Source organism: Haloferax sp. DFSO60 (assembly GCF_046557615.1).
Lineage (GTDB): Archaea > Halobacteriota > Halobacteria > Halobacteriales > Haloferacaceae > Haloferax.
In genome coordinates, this window is the sequence record NZ_JBKIII010000001.1 from 1,249,531 (window position 1) to 1,269,551 (window position 20,021).

The 20,021-nt window shown below is 60.7% G+C and carries 20 protein-coding genes and 1 tRNA gene; 14 read left to right on the plus strand and 7 right to left on the minus strand.

Annotated elements, in window-relative coordinates; translation table 11 throughout:
- Positions 1 to 20 precede the first annotated feature (20 nt).
- Positions 21 to 752, plus strand: a complete 732-nt coding sequence (locus ACK509_RS06620) for a protein-L-isoaspartate O-methyltransferase family protein (protein WP_410765696.1) — start codon at positions 21 to 23, stop codon at positions 750 to 752.
- Positions 753 to 855: 103 nt separating this feature from the next.
- A complete protein-coding gene (locus ACK509_RS06625) occupies positions 856 to 1,131 on the plus strand; it encodes a DUF2892 domain-containing protein (protein ID WP_410765697.1) in 276 nt (91 codons plus the stop codon).
- Positions 1,132 to 1,145: 14 nt separating this feature from the next.
- Here the strand turns inward: ACK509_RS06625 and ACK509_RS06630 are convergent, their stop codons facing one another.
- Positions 1,146 to 2,249: a threonine synthase gene (locus ACK509_RS06630; RefSeq protein ID WP_410765698.1), complete on the minus strand. Its 1,104-nt coding sequence runs from the start codon at positions 2,247 to 2,249 to the stop codon at positions 1,146 to 1,148.
- Between the two features lie 2 nt (positions 2,250 to 2,251).
- Positions 2,252 to 3,208, minus strand: a complete 957-nt coding sequence (locus tag ACK509_RS06635; protein WP_410765699.1) for a succinylglutamate desuccinylase/aspartoacylase family protein — start codon at positions 3,206 to 3,208, stop codon at positions 2,252 to 2,254.
- Positions 3,209 to 3,307: 99 nt separating this feature from the next.
- On the opposite strand from ACK509_RS06635, the gene ACK509_RS06640 reads away from it, so the two are divergent.
- Complete coding sequence (locus tag ACK509_RS06640; protein ID WP_410765700.1) at positions 3,308 to 3,598, plus strand: hypothetical protein; 291 nt, start codon at positions 3,308 to 3,310, stop codon at positions 3,596 to 3,598.
- On the opposite strand, the gene ACK509_RS06645 is transcribed toward ACK509_RS06640, so the two are convergent.
- Entirely contained in the window at positions 3,599 to 4,807 is a 1,209-nt protein-coding gene (locus tag ACK509_RS06645) for a potassium channel family protein (protein ID WP_410765701.1), read from the minus strand.
- A 282-nt stretch (positions 4,808 to 5,089) separates the two neighbouring features.
- Between ACK509_RS06645 and citZ the strand changes: the two genes are divergently transcribed.
- Positions 5,090 to 6,229 (plus strand): citrate synthase, encoded by a 1,140-nt coding sequence (citZ, locus tag ACK509_RS06650; RefSeq protein WP_410765702.1) that lies wholly within the window; start codon positions 5,090 to 5,092, stop codon positions 6,227 to 6,229.
- Between the two features lie 35 nt (positions 6,230 to 6,264).
- On the opposite strand, the gene ACK509_RS06655 is transcribed toward citZ, so the two are convergent.
- Positions 6,265 to 7,656 carry an MATE family efflux transporter gene (locus ACK509_RS06655; RefSeq protein ID WP_410765703.1) on the minus strand — a complete coding sequence of 464 codons (1,392 nt, stop codon included), beginning with the start codon at positions 7,654 to 7,656 and terminating at the stop codon, positions 6,265 to 6,267.
- A 351-nt stretch (positions 7,657 to 8,007) separates the two neighbouring features.
- On the opposite strand from ACK509_RS06655, the gene ilvA reads away from it, so the two are divergent.
- From ilvA to ACK509_RS06705, 10 genes are all read left to right on the plus strand, one after another.
- Entirely contained in the window at positions 8,008 to 9,219 is a 1,212-nt protein-coding gene (ilvA, locus tag ACK509_RS06660) for a threonine ammonia-lyase (protein WP_410765704.1), read from the plus strand.
- Positions 9,220 to 9,264: 45 nt separating this feature from the next.
- Positions 9,265 to 9,651 carry a RidA family protein gene (locus ACK509_RS06665; protein ID WP_410765705.1) on the plus strand — a complete coding sequence of 129 codons (387 nt, stop codon included), beginning with the start codon at positions 9,265 to 9,267 and terminating at the stop codon, positions 9,649 to 9,651.
- Positions 9,648 to 9,854 (plus strand): hypothetical protein, encoded by a 207-nt coding sequence (locus ACK509_RS06670; RefSeq protein WP_410765706.1) that lies wholly within the window; start codon positions 9,648 to 9,650, stop codon positions 9,852 to 9,854. The genes ACK509_RS06665 and ACK509_RS06670 overlap by 4 nt, the downstream gene beginning before the upstream one ends.
- 29 nt (positions 9,855 to 9,883) lie before the next feature.
- Positions 9,884 to 9,964, plus strand: a tRNA-Ser gene (locus ACK509_RS06675).
- A gap of 295 nt (positions 9,965 to 10,259) precedes the next feature.
- On the plus strand, positions 10,260 to 10,430 hold the full coding sequence (locus ACK509_RS06680) for a hypothetical protein (RefSeq protein WP_410765707.1): 171 nt from the start codon (positions 10,260 to 10,262) through the stop codon (positions 10,428 to 10,430).
- 51 nt (positions 10,431 to 10,481) lie between these two features.
- Positions 10,482 to 10,874 carry a hypothetical protein gene (locus ACK509_RS06685; protein ID WP_410765708.1) on the plus strand — a complete coding sequence of 131 codons (393 nt, stop codon included), beginning with the start codon at positions 10,482 to 10,484 and terminating at the stop codon, positions 10,872 to 10,874.
- A 217-nt stretch (positions 10,875 to 11,091) separates the two neighbouring features.
- Positions 11,092 to 12,732 carry a thermosome subunit beta gene (gene thsB / locus ACK509_RS06690; protein ID WP_410766260.1) on the plus strand — a complete coding sequence of 547 codons (1,641 nt, stop codon included), beginning with the start codon at positions 11,092 to 11,094 and terminating at the stop codon, positions 12,730 to 12,732.
- Positions 12,733 to 12,836: 104 nt separating this feature from the next.
- Positions 12,837 to 13,700, plus strand: coding sequence for a hypothetical protein (locus ACK509_RS06695; protein ID WP_410765709.1), 864 nt, complete (start codon positions 12,837 to 12,839; stop codon positions 13,698 to 13,700).
- Between the two features lie 87 nt (positions 13,701 to 13,787).
- The gene (locus tag ACK509_RS06700) at positions 13,788 to 14,732 is read left to right on the plus strand and encodes a twin-arginine translocation signal domain-containing protein (RefSeq protein WP_410765710.1); all 945 of its coding nucleotides are present in this window, start codon (positions 13,788 to 13,790) and stop codon (positions 14,730 to 14,732) included.
- 117 nt (positions 14,733 to 14,849) lie between these two features.
- Complete coding sequence (locus tag ACK509_RS06705; RefSeq protein ID WP_410765711.1) at positions 14,850 to 15,848, plus strand: ornithine cyclodeaminase family protein; 999 nt, start codon at positions 14,850 to 14,852, stop codon at positions 15,846 to 15,848.
- Between the two features lie 27 nt (positions 15,849 to 15,875).
- Here the strand turns inward: ACK509_RS06705 and ACK509_RS06710 are convergent, their stop codons facing one another.
- From ACK509_RS06710 to hsp14, 3 genes are all read right to left on the minus strand, one after another.
- Positions 15,876 to 16,094, minus strand: coding sequence for a hypothetical protein (locus ACK509_RS06710; protein ID WP_410765712.1), 219 nt, complete (start codon positions 16,092 to 16,094; stop codon positions 15,876 to 15,878).
- 309 nt (positions 16,095 to 16,403) lie between these two features.
- Positions 16,404 to 19,280, minus strand: coding sequence for a leucine--tRNA ligase (gene leuS / locus ACK509_RS06715; RefSeq protein WP_410765713.1), 2,877 nt, complete (start codon positions 19,278 to 19,280; stop codon positions 16,404 to 16,406).
- 207 nt (positions 19,281 to 19,487) lie between these two features.
- Positions 19,488 to 19,934: an archaeal heat shock protein Hsp14 gene (gene hsp14 / locus ACK509_RS06720; RefSeq protein ID WP_410765714.1), complete on the minus strand. Its 447-nt coding sequence runs from the start codon at positions 19,932 to 19,934 to the stop codon at positions 19,488 to 19,490.
- Positions 19,935 to 20,021: the final 87 nt, after the last annotated feature.

Here is a 20,021-nt window from a genome sequence, read left to right on the forward strand (position 1 = left end):
GACGGACGCCGAGGACGAACATGGACTTCGACGTGTTGCGCGAGGACATGGTCGATGGGTTAGAGCTATCGCTCGGCCCGCTCGACGAGGCCGTCGGCCTCGCCCTCCGTACTGTCCCGCGCCACGAGTTCGTCGCCGATGCACCCTACGAGAACCGAACGGGTGAGCATCGGGACACGCGGACGACGATTCTCTCACCGAGTACCGCCACGAGGTTGGTCTCTGCGCTCTCTCCCGACCCCGACGACACTATTCTCGTCGTCGGGGCTGGCGTGGGCTACACCGCCGCCCTCATCGCCGAAATCGTCGGCGACGCCAACGTCCACGCCGTCGATATTACCCGAAAGCTCGTCTACGCGGCCCGCTCGAACCTCCAGAGCGCGGGCTACGGCGGCGTGCTGGTCGATTGCCGCGATGGAGTAGATGGATTGCCCGAGTACGCCCCGTTCGACCGCATTCTGGTCGAGGCTTCGGCGGTTCGCCCGCCCCGACAGTTGCTCGGCCAACTCGCAGACGATGGCCGACTCGTCATGCCGATTGGCATCGGCGACCAGACACTCATCGCGTTCGAAGACGGTGCTGTGGCCGAGGACTTCGGCCCAATCTCGTTTAAACCGTTGCTCGTCGATGGCGAACAGACCGGGAGCATCGTCCGCAACCGAACCAAGCGCGAAGACCCCGAATACGAAGGCCGAGGCTGGCACGCAGGGACGGGGTGGGAACAAGAGTGGATCGACTGGGGCGCGCGGTAGCACTGTAAGTGACAGCCCCATAGAGTGTCACGGTTCTACTCCTCCGAGAACCGGCGACGAATGCTATTTCTCACACGCTCTATCTAGAACTGGTGAAACACCCATGGAGAAGAACGTTGGTGGATACGACCGCATCGCGCGGGCGGTACTCGGCCCAGTGCTGATTCTCGTCGCCCTAGCGATGTTCGGCGGTCTGCTGGTAATCGCAACCGCCACGCTCCAGGCCACCATCGCCGTCGTGGCACTCCTCGTCGGCGCAGTCCTCACCGTGACTGCAGTCACACAGAAGTGCCCGCTCAACAGAGCCCTCGGCATCAACACCTACAAGGGTGCGATGGCGGCCGAGCGTGGAACCGACACCCCGCGACCGCGGGCGTAATAATTCGATTTTGATTAACTCTTCAACCCGCTTCCCGTGAGTGGAACGACCACGTCGTCGTCGCGTTCGATTTCGCCTGTCGCCCGCAACTGGTGGAGGGCAGCGGGTGCGACTGCACACGTCGGTTCGGTGTAGAAGCCGTGTCTGTGCAGGCGGTCGAGTTCGTCTTCGACGGCGGCCTCAGAGAGCGCGATTGCGTCGCCGCCGGTTTCGTCGAGGGCGGCCATGATTTCGGACTCACGAACCGGGTTTTGGATTTGAATCCCGTCCGCAACGTCGTTCGTCTCGCCGGTGGAGCGATGAAGCTTGTCCGCAATCGGGGCGTAGCCTGCGGCCTGTGCGCCGTAGAGGCGTGGAACGTCGTCTATCCAGCCCGCTTCGTAGAGCGCGTTGAACCCGCGATACGCACCGAGAAAGAGCGTCCCGTGGCCGAGCGGCGTGACGATTGCATCGGGAACCTCCCAGTCGCGCTGGGCGGCGAGTTCGTAGGCGAACGTGGCGGTTCCCGCGAAGAACGCAGGGTTCCACGCGTGGCTCGCGTACCACGCGTCGCCGTCGGTGACGGCTTCGACGCAGGCGTCGGTGACGGCTTGGCGAGAGCCTTCGACGCGAACTGGCGTCGCTCCGGCGCGCTCGATAGCTTTCAGTTTCGACCGTTTCGCCGAACGCGGGACGTAGATTTCGGCGTCGATTCCGGCGCGTGCGGCGTAGGTCGCAATCGCCGCACCAGCGTTGCCTGAAGAATCTTCGACGACGCGCTCGACACCCAACTCGCGGGCGAGCGAAAGCGTCGTCGTCGCGCCGCGGTCTTTGAACGACCCGGTGGGGAAGACATACTCCAGTTTGAACGCGGCGTCCCACTCGGGCGCATCGACGAGCGGTGTCATTCCCTCGCCGAGTGTGGCGTGCGGTTCGGTGGGGAGGAAGTCTTCGAACGCCCACAACCCGCGCCGGAGGTCGATGTTGGCCTCGGTGGGGTCGAAAACGGCGGGGAGAAACGAGGTTTCGAAATCGAGCGGGCTATCACAGGAACAGCGCCAGCGCCACGCCTCGTAGGTGGTTCCGCAGGTGGGACACGAGAGGCGAAGGGTTGGCGGGAGCGAGGTGTCGGCTGACATGGTCAGTAGTTGTCGATGTCGATACCGACAGAGCAGACGTACTCGCCGGAGGCGACCTGTGGGAGTCGCCGGGCGCGCCAGAAGATGCCGCTGTGGTCGGCAGTGACGCGGGCTTTGAGTTGGCCGAACACGTCGGTGATTTCGAAGAGGACGTCGCCCGCGCTCACTTCGTCACCGAGTGCGCGCTTGAATCGGACGAGACCGCCCGATGGCGAGCCGTATTGGTCGAATCCGCGGGCGCGTGTCTGTGGGTCGCGGTTCACGTCGCCGTCGAGAAAGCCGTAGGCGCGGAGGACGTTGTGGACGCCGCGAACACCAAGTTGGATGCTCTCTTCGTCCCACCCGACACAGCCGCCGAGTTCGGGGTCGATAGTCGGGATTCCGGCGTCGGGTCCGGCACGGGCGAGTTGACCGTCCGGCCCTTTCTGGTCGAGGACGTAGCCACAGCCGAACGTCTTGGCGAGACGGAGACATTCGGCGTGCATTCGGTGGTGACGGCCACACCGGACGCGAACTTCGTTTATCATCTGACTCGTCGAGCCCTGGTGAAGGTCCAGAATGAGGTCGGCCCCGCGTGCGACTTTGAACGTCACGTCGGCGATGCGCTCAGAGGAGGTACCGCGCTCGTCGCCGGGATACGCTCGGTTCATCTTTCGGTCGTCGATGGGATTGCGGTGTTGGGCGACCTGGAAGGCGTGGTAGTTGACGATACCGACGATGAGAATCGTCCCGGAAATCTCACTTGGGTCGAGTTGCGGAACGAGGCGCTGGATGACGCCGACGCCGTTGAGTTCGTCACCGTCGGAGGCGGCTTGGATGTAGAGCGTCTTGCCGGATTTCGCGCCGTTGATGACCGCGACAGGGAGGCCGACCGTCCCACCGTCTCGGGATTCTCCCACTTCGAGGCGGCCAACGGCCATCTCCCCGGGGGCCGCAGACGCAGTTCCCACAGTAGTCATACCGCCAAGGTTGGACCCACCTCCCTTTAGAAATTCGGTCCCGTCAGCGCAGTACGGAAAAGCGGTGTCGCTTTAGTTTGTGGGTCGTAACTGGAAATTGTGACAGACGACATTCCGGAGCGCCCGCCGAGTAGTGGACTCGTGCAGGCGCTCAACGTCCCGCGAAACGCCGGTATCGGCCTCGTGGCCGGGGTCGTCCTCGCGGTCAGCGCCTACCTCGTTCGTGTCCTCGAACTCTTCGGACCCTTCGCGGGCACGCGTCAGTACCCCGGGCTCGGCCCCGAAGGCTGGTTCCTCATCCTCGCGTTCGTCCTCGCGTCGGCGACGGCACTCTTGGTCACTGCCGTGTTGACAATCGTCTCGGCGTATCGGCTGAGCAAAGAAGTCTAACTACTCGTCGAACTCGCGCTCGTCGCCGACGAGTTCGCCCAATCGCTCGGCACCGGCGCGGGTGCCCTTCGCGATAATAACGTCACCGGCGTTGAGTCGCGTCCTCGACCCGGGCGAGACGACCCACTCCTTGCGCCCCTGTCGGCGGACGGCGATGACGCGCATGCCCGTCTCGGACTTGACGCGCCGGTCGCCGAGCGTCGCGTCTGCGAGGGCGCTGCCGTCGGCGACGCGGAGGCGAATGATGACCTCGTCCGATTCCTTGACGGCGGCGGCGACGACGGGGTGTGCGTCGATGCCGTGGAGGACGCCCTCGGCGATTTCCAGTGCGGCGTCGCTTATCACCTCGGTCGCACTGGCGATGTGGACGAGACCACGGAGTTGGACGGGGTCTTCGACGCGACTCGCCGCGCGGAGTGTCCACGCTTCGAAGCGGGATTTGAGCGCGTCCACCTCGGCTTCGAGTTCTTCGACTTCCTCGGCGACGCCCTCGCTGTCGAAGAGGACGGCCCCGTAGGCGAGGTCAACCGCGAGTTCGCTCATGTCCTTCATGAGGACGATAGAATCGACCGCGCGTTCGAGGTCGCGGATGGTCGGTTCCTCGATTTCTGGTTGGTCGTAGGGCGACCCGGTGGCCGTCTCGTAGACGGTCTGGAGTCCTTCGTCGCGGCCGCGGAGTAGGAGTACGTCGTCGGCCCGAAGCACCGTCTCGTGGTTGGGGTTCGTCACCCACTCGTCGCCCCGGTAGATGGCGACGACACGGACGCCCGTCTCGGTCTCCATGTTGATTTCGCCCAGCGTCTGCGACGAGTACGGCGACGACGTGGTGAGTTCGCAGCGAATCGTCGTCTCGACTGCCTCGGGGAGCGCCGCGCGAATCGCATCCGGGAGGCCAATGTCCTCGATGACGACCTTCGCGATGTCGCCCGCGGCGTCGGCGATTTTCTCTGCGGCACCGACGACGCCGAGGACGGGGGCGAGTTCTTCGGCGTCTTCGGGGCTTCGCGCGGCCATCATCAGACTCATGCGCGCTTGCAGTTGGAGGATGTCCATCCGCTCTTCGAGCGCGAGGACGGCGTACGCGAGGTCTTCGTTGGCGTGGAGGACCGACGAGTACGAGAGGTCGATGAGCAACTCGGCAGTGTCCTTCATCTCCGCGAGTACCGCCTTCACGCTGACGGGTTCGTACTCGACGTCCTCGGGGTTCATGCGCCCGGTTTCACGACGCGACGCTAAAAGACTTGTCAGGAATATCGGTGGCACGTTGTTCGTACTCTGTACGCCGTCATCTGATATGACCTGTGAGGGTGAGACATGCACACGCAACCCATATTTAAACACGGCTAAATTTTCGACAAACGACGAACTGCGCGTTGGCACGTGACGTGCTGAAAATCGAGCGACCTGACACCGCTACGAAGTGTGTGGCAGTCGATAACATATACAACAAAACGATAACGCTTTTTTGATATGGTAAGCAACGTTCTGGGTATGTCAGGCGAATTAAAACGGGGGCTGGAAGGTGTGCTGGTTGCGGAGTCTGAACTTAGTTTCATCGACGGCGACGCAGGCCAACTCATCTACCGTGGCTACGCTATCGAGGACCTCGCGCGTGACGCAAGTTACGAAGAGGTACTCTATCTCCTCTGGCACGGGGAACTGCCGAATAGTGAGAAACTCGAAGCGTTCTCCGAAGGGCTGGCCGCCCACCGTGACCTCGGTGACGGCATTCTCGAGGTGACACGCGAACTCGCCGAACAGGACGAAGCGCCGATGGCGGCGCTCCGAACGCTGGTCTCTGCGATGTCGGCCTACGACGACGACGCCGACTTCGAGGACGTCACCGACCGCGAGACCAACCTCGAAAAGGCAAAGCGCATCACGGCAAAGACGCCCTCGGTACTCGCGGCCTACGCACGGTTCCGCCGCGGCGACGACTACGTCGAACCCAAAGAAGACCTCGGCCACGCGGCGAACTTCCTCTACATGCTCAACGGCGAAGAGCCGAACGACGTGCTGGCCGAGACGTTCGATATGGCACTCGTTCTCCACGCCGACCACGGCCTGAACGCTTCGACGTTCTCCGCGACGGTCACGGCATCCACGCTGTCGGACCTCTACAGTGCAGTGACCTCTGCAGTTGGCACGCTCGCAGGGTCGCTCCACGGTGGCGCGAACGCGAACGTCATGAAGATGCTGAAGGAAATCGACGACAGCGACATGGACCCCACCGAGTGGGTCGAGGATGCACTCGAAAACGGCAAGCGAGTTGCTGGCTTCGGTCACCGCGTCTACAACGTCAAAGACCCGCGCGCGAAGATTCTCGGCGGGAAGTCTGAGGCGCTCGGTGAGGCCGCAGGCGACATGAAGTGGTACGACATGTCCGTCGCCATCGAAGAGTACATCGGCGAAGAGAAGGGCCTCGCACCGAACGTGGACTTCTACTCGGCTTCGACGTACTACCAGATGGGAATCCCAATCGACCTTTACACTCCGATTTTCGCCGTCTCACGCGTCGGTGGCTGGATTGCACACGTCCTCGAACAGTACGAGGACAACCGCCTTATCCGCCCACGCGCGCGCTACACGGGCGACAAAGACCTCGAGTTCCCAGGGCTGGACGAACGGTAGAACGAACAGGGCACGGCACGGGGGTTTTTTCTTTTTTAATCGTCTTCCGTAGCGTCAGCGCCGACGCTGCCACGTTCGCGCATGAGTGTGTCGGCGTGGTCGGCCCACGCGACGTACCTGAACGCGACGAGGAGAAACAACCCCATCCACGAGAAGGCAGCGATGATGCCGAGTTGCGGGCCGAGCGGACCGAACCCGAAGCCATCGACCAGCAGGTACGACAGGCCGACGAAGAAGCCGAACATGCCCGTGATGCGGGCGACGAAGGGAATGCGTGTCGCACCCGCGCCCTGTAACGACCCCGAGAGACCGACGAAGAGTGCGAGACCGGGCGCAGCGAGTCCGTAGGCGATAGCGAACTCGACGGCCCACGCGAGGTCCGCGTCGTTGCCGCCGGTGCCGAGCAATCCCACGGCGGGTTCGGCGAACGCCGCGAGGAGAAATCCGATTCCGCCGACCGTGACGACCGAGAGCAGTGCAACTGCGGCCCCGTTGAACCGTGCGCGTTCGCGGTCACCCTCGCCCAACGCTTGGCCGACGAGGATACTGGCGGCGACACTGTAACCGCGTGCCAGTGGGCCGGTGACCTGCTGGTAGACGCGCCGACCGATTTGGAAACCAGCGTTGACGGCGTCGCCGAAGCCGAGCAAGAGGGCGTTGAACGGGAACTCCGCGAGTTCTGCCGCGATACCTTCGCCGACGCGGGGAGCAGAGATACCCACCAACTGCGTCGCAACAGTTCGGTCGCGCGGGCGGACGAATCCAATCGCCGAGGAAGGCCGAAAGAGGGCAAAGAGAAGCAAACTCGCGGAGACGACGTTGGCCGTCGAGGTTGCGAGGCCGACGCCGAAGACGCCGAGTGCCGGGAGTCCAAAGAGTCCGAACCCGAGGCCGACCGAGAGACCGATGTTGAGGACGTTGGCGAACAGGTTCACGACCATCGGTGTCCGTGTGTCACCAATTCCTTGGAGTGAGCGTGCCCCGACGAGCGCGAGGAGGCGGGCGGGAGCAGTAGCGAAGACGACCGCGAGATACGTCGTGCCGAGTTGGACGGCACGCTCGCTCGCTGGGAACACTCCAATTGCAACGTCGCCGAGGAGAAATCCGAACGCGATGAACGGAAGTCCGGCGAGAAACGCGAGTAAGAGTGCAGTTTGTATCGCTTCGCTCCGGTTTGTGTCTGCACCACTCCCCGTGTCCTGACTGGAGAGCGCGATTGCACCGCTCCCGAGACCGAGACCGATGCGGAGCGGAAAGCGCGCGTAGAGGTCTGCGAGGCCAATAGCGACGACTGCGGCTGGAGAGAGCGCCGCAGTGACGGCCACATCGACCGTTCGCATCGCCGTCCGTGACGTTTGCTCGGCCATCACGGGCCACGCGAGGGCGAAGATGCGCCGCCAAACTGCGCGCAGGCGGCCAGGGTCCATACCCGATTCTTGAGGGATGGACAGATGACCGTACCGAAACCGGAAGAGGGTCACAGACCAGTTGGTGACCGAAGTGTCAATTATTCATACTGAGAACGACACGTGGACGACACCTGTCAGACACGAGATTGACCTCGCTGCTGTCTTGCGATTTCACTTTCGCTCCGGGTGGGGGATGTTTATATACACGGGCGTTAGAGTGGAAGGTGCACGTCACACGCGTGCGTTCCCCCATTTCCCCCATCCCAACACGCTGAGCGAGAGATATCGCTTCGCGTCGCCGAAAACTCACCCGATGGCGCGGCAAATCTTTCCCGAACGATTAAACAGTGGTAACGTAGACTCCAGATTATGCTCTCTCTTTCGGACGTCGAAGACGCCCGCGAGCGCGTCGAGACGGTTGCGCGACGCACACCGCTCGAATACTCGCACACCTATTCGGACATGACAGGTGCCGACGTACACCTCAAACTCGAAAATTTCCAACGGACCGGTTCGTTCAAGATTCGCGGAGCGATGAACCGCATCGCGACACTCTCTGCGGAGGAGAAGGCGGCGGGTGTGGTCACCGCAAGTGCGGGCAACCACGCACAGGGTGTCGCGCTCGCGGCAACCCGCGCAGGCGTCGATTCGAAAATCGTGATGCCCGAACACGCACCGATTACGAAAGTCAAAGCCACCGAACGTTACGGTGGCGACGTGATTCTCTACGGGGCCGACTACGACGAAGCCCAGAACAAAGCCCACGAAATCGAAGACGAAGAGAATCGAACCTACGTCCACGCGTTCGACGACGAGTACGTGATGGCTGGTCAAGGGACGATTGGCCTCGAAATCGTCGAGGACTGCCCTGAACTCGAGACGGTCATCGTCCCTATCGGCGGTGGTGGACTCATCTCCGGTATCTCGACTGCGGTCAAAGCACTCCACCCCGAGGCGCGGGTCATCGGCGTCCAAGCCGAACACGCCTCCAGCGTCGCCGACTCACTCAACAAAGGGTCGATTCAGGAACTCGACGAAGTGGATACGATTGCAGACGGGATTGCCGTCCGTCGGATGGGTGACCGAACGTTCGACGTGATTCGGGAACGCGTCGACGAGGTCGTGACCGTCTCCGACGAGGAGATTGCCGTCGCACTCACCTATCTTCTCGAACGCTCGAAGACGCTCGTCGAGGGGGCGGGCGCTGTCGCCCTCGCGGCCCTGATTTTCGACAAGTTCGACTACGACGAAGACGAGACCATCGTCCCCGCACTGTGTGGCGGGAACATCGACATGAACACGCTCACGACCGTCGTCATGCGCGGCCTCGTCGAGACGGGGCGCTATCTGAAGATTCGAACCGAACTCAAGGACCGTCCGGGGTCGCTCGAAAACCTCATCCAAATCATCGCCGACAAGAAGGCCAACATCTACGCAGTTCGCCACGACCGAACCTCACGGAAGATTGCGCTGAACGCGACCGAAGTCGAGATTGACTTGGAGATGCGCGGGCCAGACCACGTAGACGAGTTGCTCGCAGCACTCCGAGCAGAGGGATACGAAGTCGCCGTTCTCGACTGAACACTTCCCGCCTATTTTATCACCGATTGGCGAATCTTGCCGGACATGAAGCGGATTATCGAGACTGACGAAGCACCGGCAGCAGTCGGCGCGTACAGCCAAGCAACGACGAACGGTTCGCTGCTCTTCACGGCGGGGCAGATTCCACTGACACCGGACGGTGAACTGCTCGACGACGAAGACATCGCCACGCAGACGACCCAGTCGCTCGACAACGTGATGGCTATCCTCGAAGAGGCTGGTGCGAGCGCCGACGACGTGCTGAAGACGACCGTCTTCCTCGGCGACATCGACGACTTCGCCGAGATGAACGAGACGTACGCGACGTACTTCGGCGAGAGCCCACCGGCGCGTTCGGCGGTCGAAGTCGCCAACCTGCCCAAGGGCGTCGGCGTCGAAATCGAAGCAGTGGCTGTCGTCGACGAGGAGTGAGCCCCACCGTCAAGTCTGCGCTCTTGTGGGGCGTCGTCGGGATGTTCCTCGTCGGCGTCCTCGCGCAGGGTGCAGTCCTCTCCGGGGTTGGACCGCGACTCTCGCTCGTCGCGGGCGTCGCCTTGGCACTCGTCGTCGGTGTCGTCGTCGCGGGCGTGACGTATGTCATCGAACCGCGAATCGAATCGAAAGGAAGGGCTTAAATTAGTCACCCGGATACGTTTGGGTGTAAGCCAGGATGGCCGAGCGGTAAGGCGCACGCCTGGAAAGCGTGTTCCCTTTGGGATCGGGGGTTCAAATCCCTCTCCTGGCGCTTTCTCCGAAAACTACGCCCTCAAGCGACGCGTCTCGTCGTGTTGCAGGCGGCCGTTTTCGTGAAGCGCTGACGAGAGGGATTTGAGCCAAGGAGCAAATCTCTGATTTGCGACTGCGGTTCAAATCCCGTCGGCCACCTCTCGAACCACATTTTGCAATCGCCTGTCCCGAAAACACCTCATTCGGCCACAGGCTTGCGACTCATACCCGATACATCCTGAATCCTGAATTTCAATATATTACCAAAGTGTGCAAAACATTCATCCCCATGGGAGTAGATGACACGGTTGACAATGCCTGACACCAAATCCGGCCGAGAGAAGAAAGGGCTCAACAAGCAGGCGCAGCTCGATGCGACCTTGTATGAGCAGGAGTTAGAGGTGTTAGACGGTGAATCTAACGAGCCGCCACTCGACGAACTCGGTGGGGAGTTCATCGCTGACGAACTTCCCGACGACGAATAACCCGCGGCCCGCTATCCACCTTTTTATCAACGCACTCGAAACCCCCAGAGCGTGTCACACCGTGCAAACTACGCGACCGTCTTCGTAGGGGCGCACCTCCACCCCGATGGGCAGTCGCTCGACGTCGAATGGGCCGAAGATTGCGGCGACGAAACGAAGAAGTTCGAGTTTGACGTTCCGACCGACGACCCCCAAGAGCCGTACGTCGGTATCCAAGCCTTCGACGTGAGTGAGTACGGTCACGAGATTCGTATCAACGGCGAATCACTCTCTGGATTCGACATCCCACCGAACGAAGGGTGGCAATACTGGGCGGACACCATCACGGGCGCGGAACTCGTCGGTGGGACGAACACTCTCAAAATCGTCCGCGATGGCGACGGAGACGACGCATTCGCTGTCGGCACGGTCACGATTCACTGGAAAGAACCAGTCGAAAAATAGTATATAAAGAGCCACTTGGTGGCCACCTACCGGGTAATGACAAGTGTTGTCACGATTGCCAAGGGAGGCACCCAAAAGTCGCCACTGTCTCCTGTTTCCTATCGTTGCAGTGTGTAATTTACCGGGACTTTCGAAAATAGCGCCTGCATCAGATTTATATAGAAGCACAAACAATCAGGCGATGTCTATGAGCCAGCGAATGCAGCAGGGTCAGCCGATGATCATTCTCGGCGAAGACTCCCAGCGCGTCAAGGACCGCGATGCGCAAGCCTACAACATCCGTGCCGCTCGTGCAGTCGCACAGGCAGTACGCTCGACACTCGGCCCGAAAGGGATGGACAAGATGCTCGTCGATTCGATGGGCGACGTGACCATCACCAACGACGGTGTGACCATCCTCAAAGAGATGGACATCGACAACCCGACGGCCGAGATGATCGTCGAAGTCGCCGAAACACAGGAAGACGAAGCAGGCGACGGGACGACGACCGCTGTCGCCATCGCGGGTGAACTCCTCAAGAACGCAGAGGACCTCCTCGAACAGGACATCCACCCGACGGCCATCATTCGTGGCTTCAACCTCGCCTCCGAGAAGGCCCGCGAAGAAGTCGATGACATCGCAGAGCGCATCGACCCCGACGACGAAGACCTCCTGAAGAAGGTCGCCGAAACGTCGATGACCGGCAAGAGCTCCGAACTCAACAAGGAACTCCTCGCCGACCTCATCGTCCGCGCGGTCAAGCAGGTCACCGTCGAAGCCGAAGATGGCTCGCACGTCGTCGACCTCCAGAACATCTCGCTCGAAACCCAGACGGGTCGCTCCGCTTCGGAGTCTGAACTCCTCACCGGTGCCGTCATCGACAAGGACCCCGTCCACGACGACATGCCGACCCAGTTCGACGAGGCCGACGTTCTGCTCCTCAACGAGCCCGTCGAAGTCGAAGAGACGGACATCGACACGAACGTCTCCATCGAGAGCCCCGACCAGCTTCAGAAGTTCCTCGACCAAGAAGAGGCTCAGCTGAAAGCAAAGGTCGAGAAAATCGTCGAGTCCGGTGCTGACGTCGTCTTCTGCCAGAAGGGCATCGACGACCTCGCACAGCACTACCTCGCAAAGCAGGGCATCCTCGCAATCCGTCGCACGAAGAAGTCCGACGTGAAGTTCCTCAAGAACATCACCGGCGCTTCCATCGTCACGGACCTCGACTCCGTCGAAGCCGCAGACCTCGGCGTCGCATCCATCCGCCGCGACGACGACGACGAACTGTTCTACGTCGAAGGCGTGGGCGACGACGTCCACGGTGTCACCATCCTCCTCCGCGGTTCGACCGACCACGTGGTCGACGAACTCGAGCGCGGTGTGCAGGACGCACTCGACGTCGTCGCTTCGACCGTCTCCGATGGCCGCGTCCTCGCTGGCGGCGGTGCCATCGAAGTCGAACTCGCTTCGCGCCTCCGCGACTACGCTGACTCCGTCTCCGGACGCGAGCAGCTCGCAGTCGAAGCGTTCGCCGACGCACTCGAACTCGTTCCTCGAGTCCTCGCTGAGAACGCCGGTCTCGACTCCATCGACACACTGGTGGACCTTCGCGCAGCCCACGAAGACGGTCAGGTCCGCGCTGGCCTGAACGTCTTCACCGGTGAAGTCGAAGACTCCTTCGAGGCAGGTATCGTCGAGACGGCCCACGCCAAAGAGCAGGCCATCGCGTCTGCGTCCGAAGCCGCGAACCTCGTCCTCAAGATTGACGACATCATCGCTGCTGGTGACCTCTCCACCGGCGGCAACGACGACGAAGGCGGCGCACCCGGCGGCATGGGTGGCATGGGCGGTATGGGCGGCATGGGCGGCGCCATGTGAAAGTAGGCCAGTAGCACCTACACACCTCCCTGACCCCGAACCGCACACCAAATCACGTTATTTTAGACAGAAGACATATACCGAATTTCCGAGTAGCGGCGGCTATGCCCTCCAGACGCCAGTATCTTGCTCGAACCGGAGCAGGACTTGGAGCCGCACTCGGACTTGCTGGGTGTCTCGGCGAACTCCCGCAGTCAGACCGCGAACCGCTCGCTTTTGGGGAAGAAGCCACCACCGGCAACGTGACTGTCACCCCTGCAAAGGGACACCCACAAGCGTCGATTTTCTACGTCTCGAACGTCGACCACGCGTCAATCGAACGGCTCGACGACGAATGGGTCGTGTTCGTGAGTGTGTTTGCTCGTTCGGAGTCGGGGGCACCCCCATCACGAGACGCATTCCGACTGGTCGCTGGAGACGACGAGTTCACACCGTTGCAAAAAGTGGGTGATGCACCACTCCGCACCATCTCTCCTGACGAAAGAATCGTCTCGAACGAGTACAGCCCGGAGTCGGGTGGCGGTGGATGGATAGCGTTCACTGTCCCCGAAGAATACGAATCCGCATCGGACCTCGAACTTCAATTCGGCTCCGATGAACCAGTGGTTCATTGGAACCTTCCCGACGACGCGAAAGAACGAATCGCCGGACCCCGGCCCACGTTCGAGGTCGTCTCTTTCGACGTCCCAGAGCAGGTTTCTCGTGGCGAGGAAACAGAGCTAGTAGTCACCGCCCGGAACATGGGCCCCGTCGATGGTCTCTTCCGAGGCTGCATCAACACGACCGGAATGTACGCGTTCTACGAGGTTCTGTTACCGCTCGAAGTGGGTGCGGAAGCAGCGACGGCCAAACGACTGCCTTCGATTTACACGAGAGAACCGGGAGCGAAGTTTTCGTGCGAATTGAAAACAGGAGCAGACAACCACAGGCAAACTGTCGAAGTCGTCTCCAAATCGGACGACGCCTAACTGTGCGATATTCTCGTATTGTAAACGACTCAGCCTTTCTCACGTTGGGACAGAAGACCTATACCAGATTTCCGAGTAGCGGCGGCTATGCCCTCTAGACGCCAGTTTCTCAAAGCGAGTGCGGGGCTTGGGGCCACGCTCGGATTCGCTGGGTGTCTCAGTAGCCTCTCTCCATCTCAGGACGGAGATGTGGACGAGAACGAGACCACAGAAACAGCGACGAAAACGCCATCAGTCGAAGGACTCCCCTTCGGGGCTGAGACGACGATTAACGGTGTGACTGTCACGCCGAAGAACGTGCATCCACAGGCCACGTTATTCTACTCCAAGTACGACGACCCGTACGAACACGACGACCCATATGCACTCGAACGACTCGGAGACGAGTGGGTCGTCTTCGTGAACATCAACGCGTACGCCGATTCTGGACCAACCCCTCCACGAGACGCGTTCGAACTGGTCGCTGGTGATGAGACGTTCGCTGCGCTGGAGTCGGTTGCCGACACGCCGCTGGAACGACTCATTCCAGACGAAGCAATCACCACAGATGCGTACGACGCGACGCCGAAGGTAACTGGGTGGTTAGTGTTCACCGTTCCGGTGGCGTTCGATTCGGCATCGGACCTGTCGCTCCAATTCACCCAAGACGAGACAGTCGTCAAATGGGACCTCCCTGCCGACGCGAAAGCACGGATTGGGAGCGAACGACCCACGTTCGAACTCGACGCGTTCGACGTTCCTGAGCAAGTCGTCCGAGGAAACGCAACCGAGGTGTCGCTCTCTGTTCGAAACACCGCGTCCGTCGATGGTGTCTTTCGAGCGGTGGTTCGCATGACGAATGGTGAACCACACCGAGATTCGAGAAAGCGGGTCGAGCTTCCTATCGAAGCAAGTACAGAGGCGACGGCGACCGTCGAACTGGACAGTTCGAAATACAGCGGAAGCCGTTCGACAGAGACCTGTTACCTGCAAGCAGTGGGAATCGAGCGAGAACGAACTGTCGAAGTCGTCCTCGAATCGAACGACAGCTAACCGTGTGAACCACTCGCATTTTGAATGATTTAGAGTATTCTCTCACTTTCAGATTAAGACTTAGAGTATAGTCCAGAAATAGAACAACCTAAGTAGCAGGTGTGGGAACGTGAGTCCATGCGCAAGACGCTGCTCTTGAACAAGGCAGACGTTCACGAGAACGTTCAGATGCCGGAACTCATCTCGGCTATCGAAGACGCCTTCGCCGCCTACGAGTTGGGCGACGCACAGATGCCACCGAAATCCTACATCGACCTGCCGCAGTACAACGGCGACTTCCGGTCGATGCCTGCGTACTTGGACGCTGGTGACTGGGACGCCGCGGGCATCAAGTGGGTCAACGTCCACCCCGACAACGGCGAGAAGTTCGATTTCCCTACCGTGATGGGGACGATGATTTACTCGGACCCCGAGACGGCGTTCCCACTCGCACTGCTCGACGGGACGGAACTCACGATGCTCCGAACGGGTGCGGCCGCCGCCGTCGCCACCGACCACCTCGCCGTCGAAGACGCCTCCTCGATGGGTATCGTCGGCGCTGGCGTCCAGTCCTACACGCAACTCCGTGCTATCAGCGAAGTCCGTGACATCACGGAAGTCGTCATCTCTGACCTCGACGAAGAGCGCGTCGCCGACTTCATCGACGCCTTCGAAGACGAGTTCGACATCCGCGCTGGCTCTATCGAAGAGGCCGCCCAGTGCGACGTTCTCTCTACTGTGACGCCCGTCGAGAACCCAATCGTCCCCCGCGAAGCAGTCGGCGAGCACACTCACATCAACGCGATGGGTGCCGACGCCGAGGGCAAGCACGAACTCGCCGACGAGGTTCTGCTCGACGCCAAACTCGTCATCGACGACCACGCACAGACGACTCACTCGGGCGAAATCAACGTCCCGTACCACGAGGGCGTCCTCACCGACGACGACATCTTCGGTGCAATCGGTGAAATCGTCGTTGGCGACAAAGATGGCCGAACCGACGAAGACGGAATCACTGTCTTCGACTCTACCGGTCTCGCAATTCAGGACGTTGCGGCCGCTCACGTCGCCTACGAACACGCAATCGAGAACGAGAACGGCTACGCGTTCGACCTGCTCGGTCTCTCGGACGAGTAAACCCTACGCGCTGTCTGGCATTCTTTTCTACACCTGACCGGGTTGTCGCGGTGTGACGAACTCGATGAGTTTGGTCACCGCGTAGACGATAGCGATGAATGGCAAGAGCGGGAGTAACAACATGAGCAGTGCGAGGAACATCGACCATCCGATAACGTCCATTTCGGCGTCCGGCCGCGTGCCTGTCTCCGGCGTGACGGTCTTGTAAATCCGACGTGGAAGTGAAGGAGTGTCTGCGTCGCTCATACGCTCACGTACGTGTGCTGAGAGAATAAGATGTCTGGCGACGTTACCGATGTCGATACTTTGCGCGTTCGACGACATTCCCGCATTCGGGACATTCGTATCGACGCCGATCTTCGAGGTCTGAGCGGGTTTCCTCGTCGATTCGATACATCTCTACTTCACACTCCTTGCACTGATGCATGCTCGAGCTATCACGCGTGATAACGTAACTCTAGGGGTGAAGTTGCATTTTCAGTCGAGAAACGGCGTTTCAGCGGCGCTCTCCGACTAACTATCACAGAGGGAAATTAGAAACGCAGGAAGCGTGCGTTATTCGAGGTGAATCGCCGGGCGGAACGGAATCGCCTTCGAGGCGCGGTCGGCGGGGTCCACGAGGTCGTCGCCGTCCTCGGCGTACACTTCGATGTCGGCCTCAAACTCGCGGCTGAGGAAGTCAGCGGCGTGTTCGTAGGTCGCCAGTTCGTCGAGGGCAAGTTTGGCGCGGAGCGCCTCTTCGTCCTGTCCACGGCTCTGCCCGACCAGGTCTTGGACGAGTTGGTTGACCTGGTTGCCCTTCTCGCGGAGGTCGGGGTTCTGCATGACCTGTCCCATGACAGCCCCGACGTTGTCGCCGTTCTCGACGACGACTTCGAACACGTCGCGCTTCCAGTCGGCGGCGACGTAGACCCGAATCGTGTCGGGGTCGGTGTCGGTCACGTCGATGATGTCACGAACGTCTTCGGTCAGGTGTTCGACCTGCTGTTCTTGCAGTTCGACGGCGTCGTCGTCGAACTCCTCATCTGGGGTCGGCCACGGCACGTCTTCGGCTGGCGTGCCGGTCAACTGCTCGTGGAGTTCGTTCGTCATGAACGGGATGAACGGGGCGAGCAGGCGCAGGCGGGCCTCCAGAACTGTCCGGAGCGTCCACTTCGCGCCCGGTCGGTCGAGGTCCGTGCGGCGGCGATACCAGCGCAGGTTTTCTTCGAAGTTGTAGAACGCGGCTTGGCTGGCCGAGCGCGTCTCGGCTTCGTCCATCGACTCGGTTGCGACGCGGATGGTGTCGTTGAGTTTCGACAGGAGCCAGCGGTCTACCGTCTCCAGTTCTGGTTGGTCTTCCGGACCGGGGTCGGCGATAATCTCCTGTGCGCGGTTCCAGAAGCGCTTGAGCTGGTCTTGGACCGAGCCAACGAGGTCGGACCGCCAGTCGTAGTCTTGCCACGGTTCGGCAGAGTTGAGCAGGAAGAACCGCGTGGTGTCGGCACCGTACTCGCTGATTGCCTCACCGGGGAGGACGACGTTTCCTTTCGAAGACGACATCTTCTGGCCTTCGAGGAGACCCATCCCCATGATGACGATGCCCTGTGGCCAGTACTCGGTGTCGAACAGTTCGCCGTGGTGGAACTGGTAGAACGTCAGGTGGTTCGTGATGAGGTCGTTCCCACTGAAGCGGTAATCGACCGGGTACCAGTAGTTCCACTCTTCGCGGAGTTCGAGCGCACGCTCGTTCGGCTCATCGACCGCTTCAGCGCCGTAGAACAGCGTGTCGAAGAACTCGCGGGTGAGTTCTTCGACCGGAATGTCCTGCAAGCGGTGGGCGATGGTGTAGTACGCCATGTAGATAGTCGAGTCCGACAAGGGCTCGATGACGAACTGGTCGTCCCACGGCAGGCGGGTACCGAGACCGTAATTTCGGATACACGGCCACCCATTCAGCCAGTCGATAGTGTGGTGGTACTCGTCTCGGGTGCTGTCCGGGATGGCGTCCAGACCGTCTGCGACGTCGTGGGCGATTTCCTTCCAGTCTTCGTCCTCGTAGGAGATGAACCACGTGTCCTGCTCGGCGACGACGACGTCACCACCACAGCGACAGATGACTTCCTCGGAGAACTCCTGCATGACGCCGAACTGTCCGGCGTCGATGCCGTCGGCTTTGTAGTCGTCGCGGACTTCCTCGACCAGACCGCCCGCGTAGTCGCCGTAGAACTCCTTGAGGCGACCGGCGTGGAACTCCTTGTTGTAGAGGTCCTTGGTCGCTTTTTCGAGTTCGGGGTCGTCTGAGGACTCGATGCCGCGGCTCTCGACTGCCGACTTGGCGGGAATCTCGCCGTACTCGCCGTCTTCGCTGTCGATGTCGAGAATCGGAATCGGCTCGATAGCTTCGACGTCGGCAGGGTCGATGCCGAACGATTCGAGATATGCGGCGTCGGCTTTCGCCTCTTGCAGGGCGATGTAGTCGTCGGGGCTGTGTGCCGGGACAGACATGACGACGCCCGTCGCGTTGTCGGCATCGACGAACGATGCGGGGAGGACGAGTACGTCGTCGCCGGTGACGGGGTTCTCGACGCTCGAACCGACGAGTTCGGCACCTTCGACGGTCTCCAGAATCTCCACGTCGTGAGCCTGATATTCGAGTTTGTCGGCGGCGTACTCGGAGACGAACCAGGTCTCGCCATCGACGTCCGCGACGACGTAGGTCGCTTCGGGGTCGATGTAGGCGTTCGTGACGCCGTGGACCGTTTCGGGGCGCAAGGTCGCCATCGGGACGACGACGTTCTCGCCGTCGCGTTCCCAGCCGAATCGAACGAGGGTGTACTCTTGGAACTCGGCGTTCTCGCCTTCCAAGAGGTCGTGGGTCGTGACTGGTTGCTCTTCGTTCGTACAGAACTTGACGGGGTGCAGGCCTTTCTCCAGACGGTTGCGGTCACGGAGCGTCCAGTACTGCCACTCGATGAACTTCGAGTAGCGCTCGTCGTTCGTCGTGAACTCACGACGCCAGTCCACGGAGAGACCGAGCGACTGCATGCCCTGCTTGTAGTGTTCTTCGATGAAGTAGCGGGCCCACCCCATCGGCGTCTCCAGTTCAGAGAGTTCGCTTTCGGAGACGTTGTAGGTGTCTTTGAGGACAGAGAGTTGCTTTTCTTCGCCCTTGTTCAGGCGTTCGACAGCACCGATAATCGGCGTGCCGGTGACGTGCCAGCCAATCGGGAACAGGACGTTGTCGCCCTGTTGTCGTCGGTAGCGGGCGTACACGTCGGGCACGGTGTACGTCCGTGCGTGTCCGATGTGCATGCCGCCACTGGGATACGGATATGGGACCGTAATAAACGTCGCGTCGTCGGCGTCTGCGTCCGGGTCGGCCTCGTATCGGCCGTTCTCTGACCAGCGCTCCCGCCAACGCGCTTCGATTTCCTGCGGGTCGTAGTCCATATCCGTTGTAGAGGTACCCCGACCTAAAATAACTCCTATACCCGACTTCCCAGTCTGTCAGATTGAGGCAAATTTTGCTGACGCGAACGCGAAAAATAACTGCCGAATTTTGGGTGTCACCAACACCCATTACCCATCAAGATCCATCATTGTCCAGTTCACCACGACCACGTATCATCACACGCCAGTCGTTCGACCGAGACGCGCTCAGTCGATGTCGATGCGGTGCGAGTCGTCGGGTTCGACATCGAGTTTGGGGAGAGTCACGGTGAGAACGCCGTTGCGGTAGGTTGCGCTGGTGTTCTCTTCGTCGACTGCGACGGGGAGCCGGACGGTGCGGCGAGCAGATTCGTGACGGCGCTCGCGGCGGAGGTATTCGCCTTCTGCGAGTTCTTCGGTCATCTCGCGGGAGGCGTCGATGGTCAACGTGCGGTTCGCAATCGAGAGCGAGATGTCATCTTTTTCGTATCCGGGGAGGTCCGCCGAGATGACGAGTTCGGAGTCGTGGTCGGCGACGTCGATGTCGATGTCGTGGGTGTGCATCGAGGGCATCATGCCCGAGCGGTCGAACTGCCGACCCATGTCCTCGAACTGGCGAGACATTCGTTCAAACATCGATTCGAAATCATCAAACGGGTTCGTTCGTCGCATCATGGGTTTTTCACCGAGAACAATACATGCCGTCTGAGGATATAATCGTTGCCGGAACTGGAATAGCAATTCGCACGCTACAGATTCTCT

What these genes read in the sequence shown, in the direction of transcription:
- ACK509_RS06665 (WP_410765705.1), top strand. Translation starts at nt 9,265, where the DNA reads ATGAAGCGGATTATCGAGACTGACGAAGCACCGGCAGCAGTCGGCGCG.
- ACK509_RS06655 (WP_410765703.1), bottom strand. Translation starts at nt 7,656, where the DNA reads ATGGACCCTGGCCGCCTGCGCGCAGTTTGGCGGCGCATCTTCGCCCTC.
- ACK509_RS06620 (WP_410765696.1), top strand. Translation starts at nt 21, where the DNA reads ATGGACTTCGACGTGTTGCGCGAGGACATGGTCGATGGGTTAGAGCTA.
- hsp14 (WP_410765714.1), bottom strand. Translation starts at nt 19,934, where the DNA reads ATGATGCGACGAACGAACCCGTTTGATGATTTCGAATCGATGTTTGAA.
- ilvA (WP_410765704.1), top strand. Translation starts at nt 8,008, where the DNA reads ATGCTCTCTCTTTCGGACGTCGAAGACGCCCGCGAGCGCGTCGAGACG.
- ACK509_RS06710 (WP_410765712.1), bottom strand. Translation starts at nt 16,094, where the DNA reads ATGAGCGACGCAGACACTCCTTCACTTCCACGTCGGATTTACAAGACC.
- thsB (WP_410766260.1), top strand. Translation starts at nt 11,092, where the DNA reads ATGATCATTCTCGGCGAAGACTCCCAGCGCGTCAAGGACCGCGATGCG.
- citZ (WP_410765702.1), top strand. Translation starts at nt 5,090, where the DNA reads ATGTCAGGCGAATTAAAACGGGGGCTGGAAGGTGTGCTGGTTGCGGAG.
- ACK509_RS06705 (WP_410765711.1), top strand. Translation starts at nt 14,850, where the DNA reads ATGCGCAAGACGCTGCTCTTGAACAAGGCAGACGTTCACGAGAACGTT.
- ACK509_RS06680 (WP_410765707.1), top strand. Translation starts at nt 10,260, where the DNA reads ATGCCTGACACCAAATCCGGCCGAGAGAAGAAAGGGCTCAACAAGCAG.
- leuS (WP_410765713.1), bottom strand. Translation starts at nt 19,280, where the DNA reads ATGGACTACGACCCGCAGGAAATCGAAGCGCGTTGGCGGGAGCGCTGG.
- ACK509_RS06635 (WP_410765699.1), bottom strand. Translation starts at nt 3,208, where the DNA reads ATGACTACTGTGGGAACTGCGTCTGCGGCCCCCGGGGAGATGGCCGTT.
- ACK509_RS06695 (WP_410765709.1), top strand. Translation starts at nt 12,837, where the DNA reads ATGCCCTCCAGACGCCAGTATCTTGCTCGAACCGGAGCAGGACTTGGA.
- ACK509_RS06645 (WP_410765701.1), bottom strand. Translation starts at nt 4,807, where the DNA reads ATGAACCCCGAGGACGTCGAGTACGAACCCGTCAGCGTGAAGGCGGTA.
- ACK509_RS06625 (WP_410765697.1), top strand. Translation starts at nt 856, where the DNA reads ATGGAGAAGAACGTTGGTGGATACGACCGCATCGCGCGGGCGGTACTC.
- ACK509_RS06630 (WP_410765698.1), bottom strand. Translation starts at nt 2,249, where the DNA reads ATGTCAGCCGACACCTCGCTCCCGCCAACCCTTCGCCTCTCGTGTCCC.
- ACK509_RS06700 (WP_410765710.1), top strand. Translation starts at nt 13,788, where the DNA reads ATGCCCTCTAGACGCCAGTTTCTCAAAGCGAGTGCGGGGCTTGGGGCC.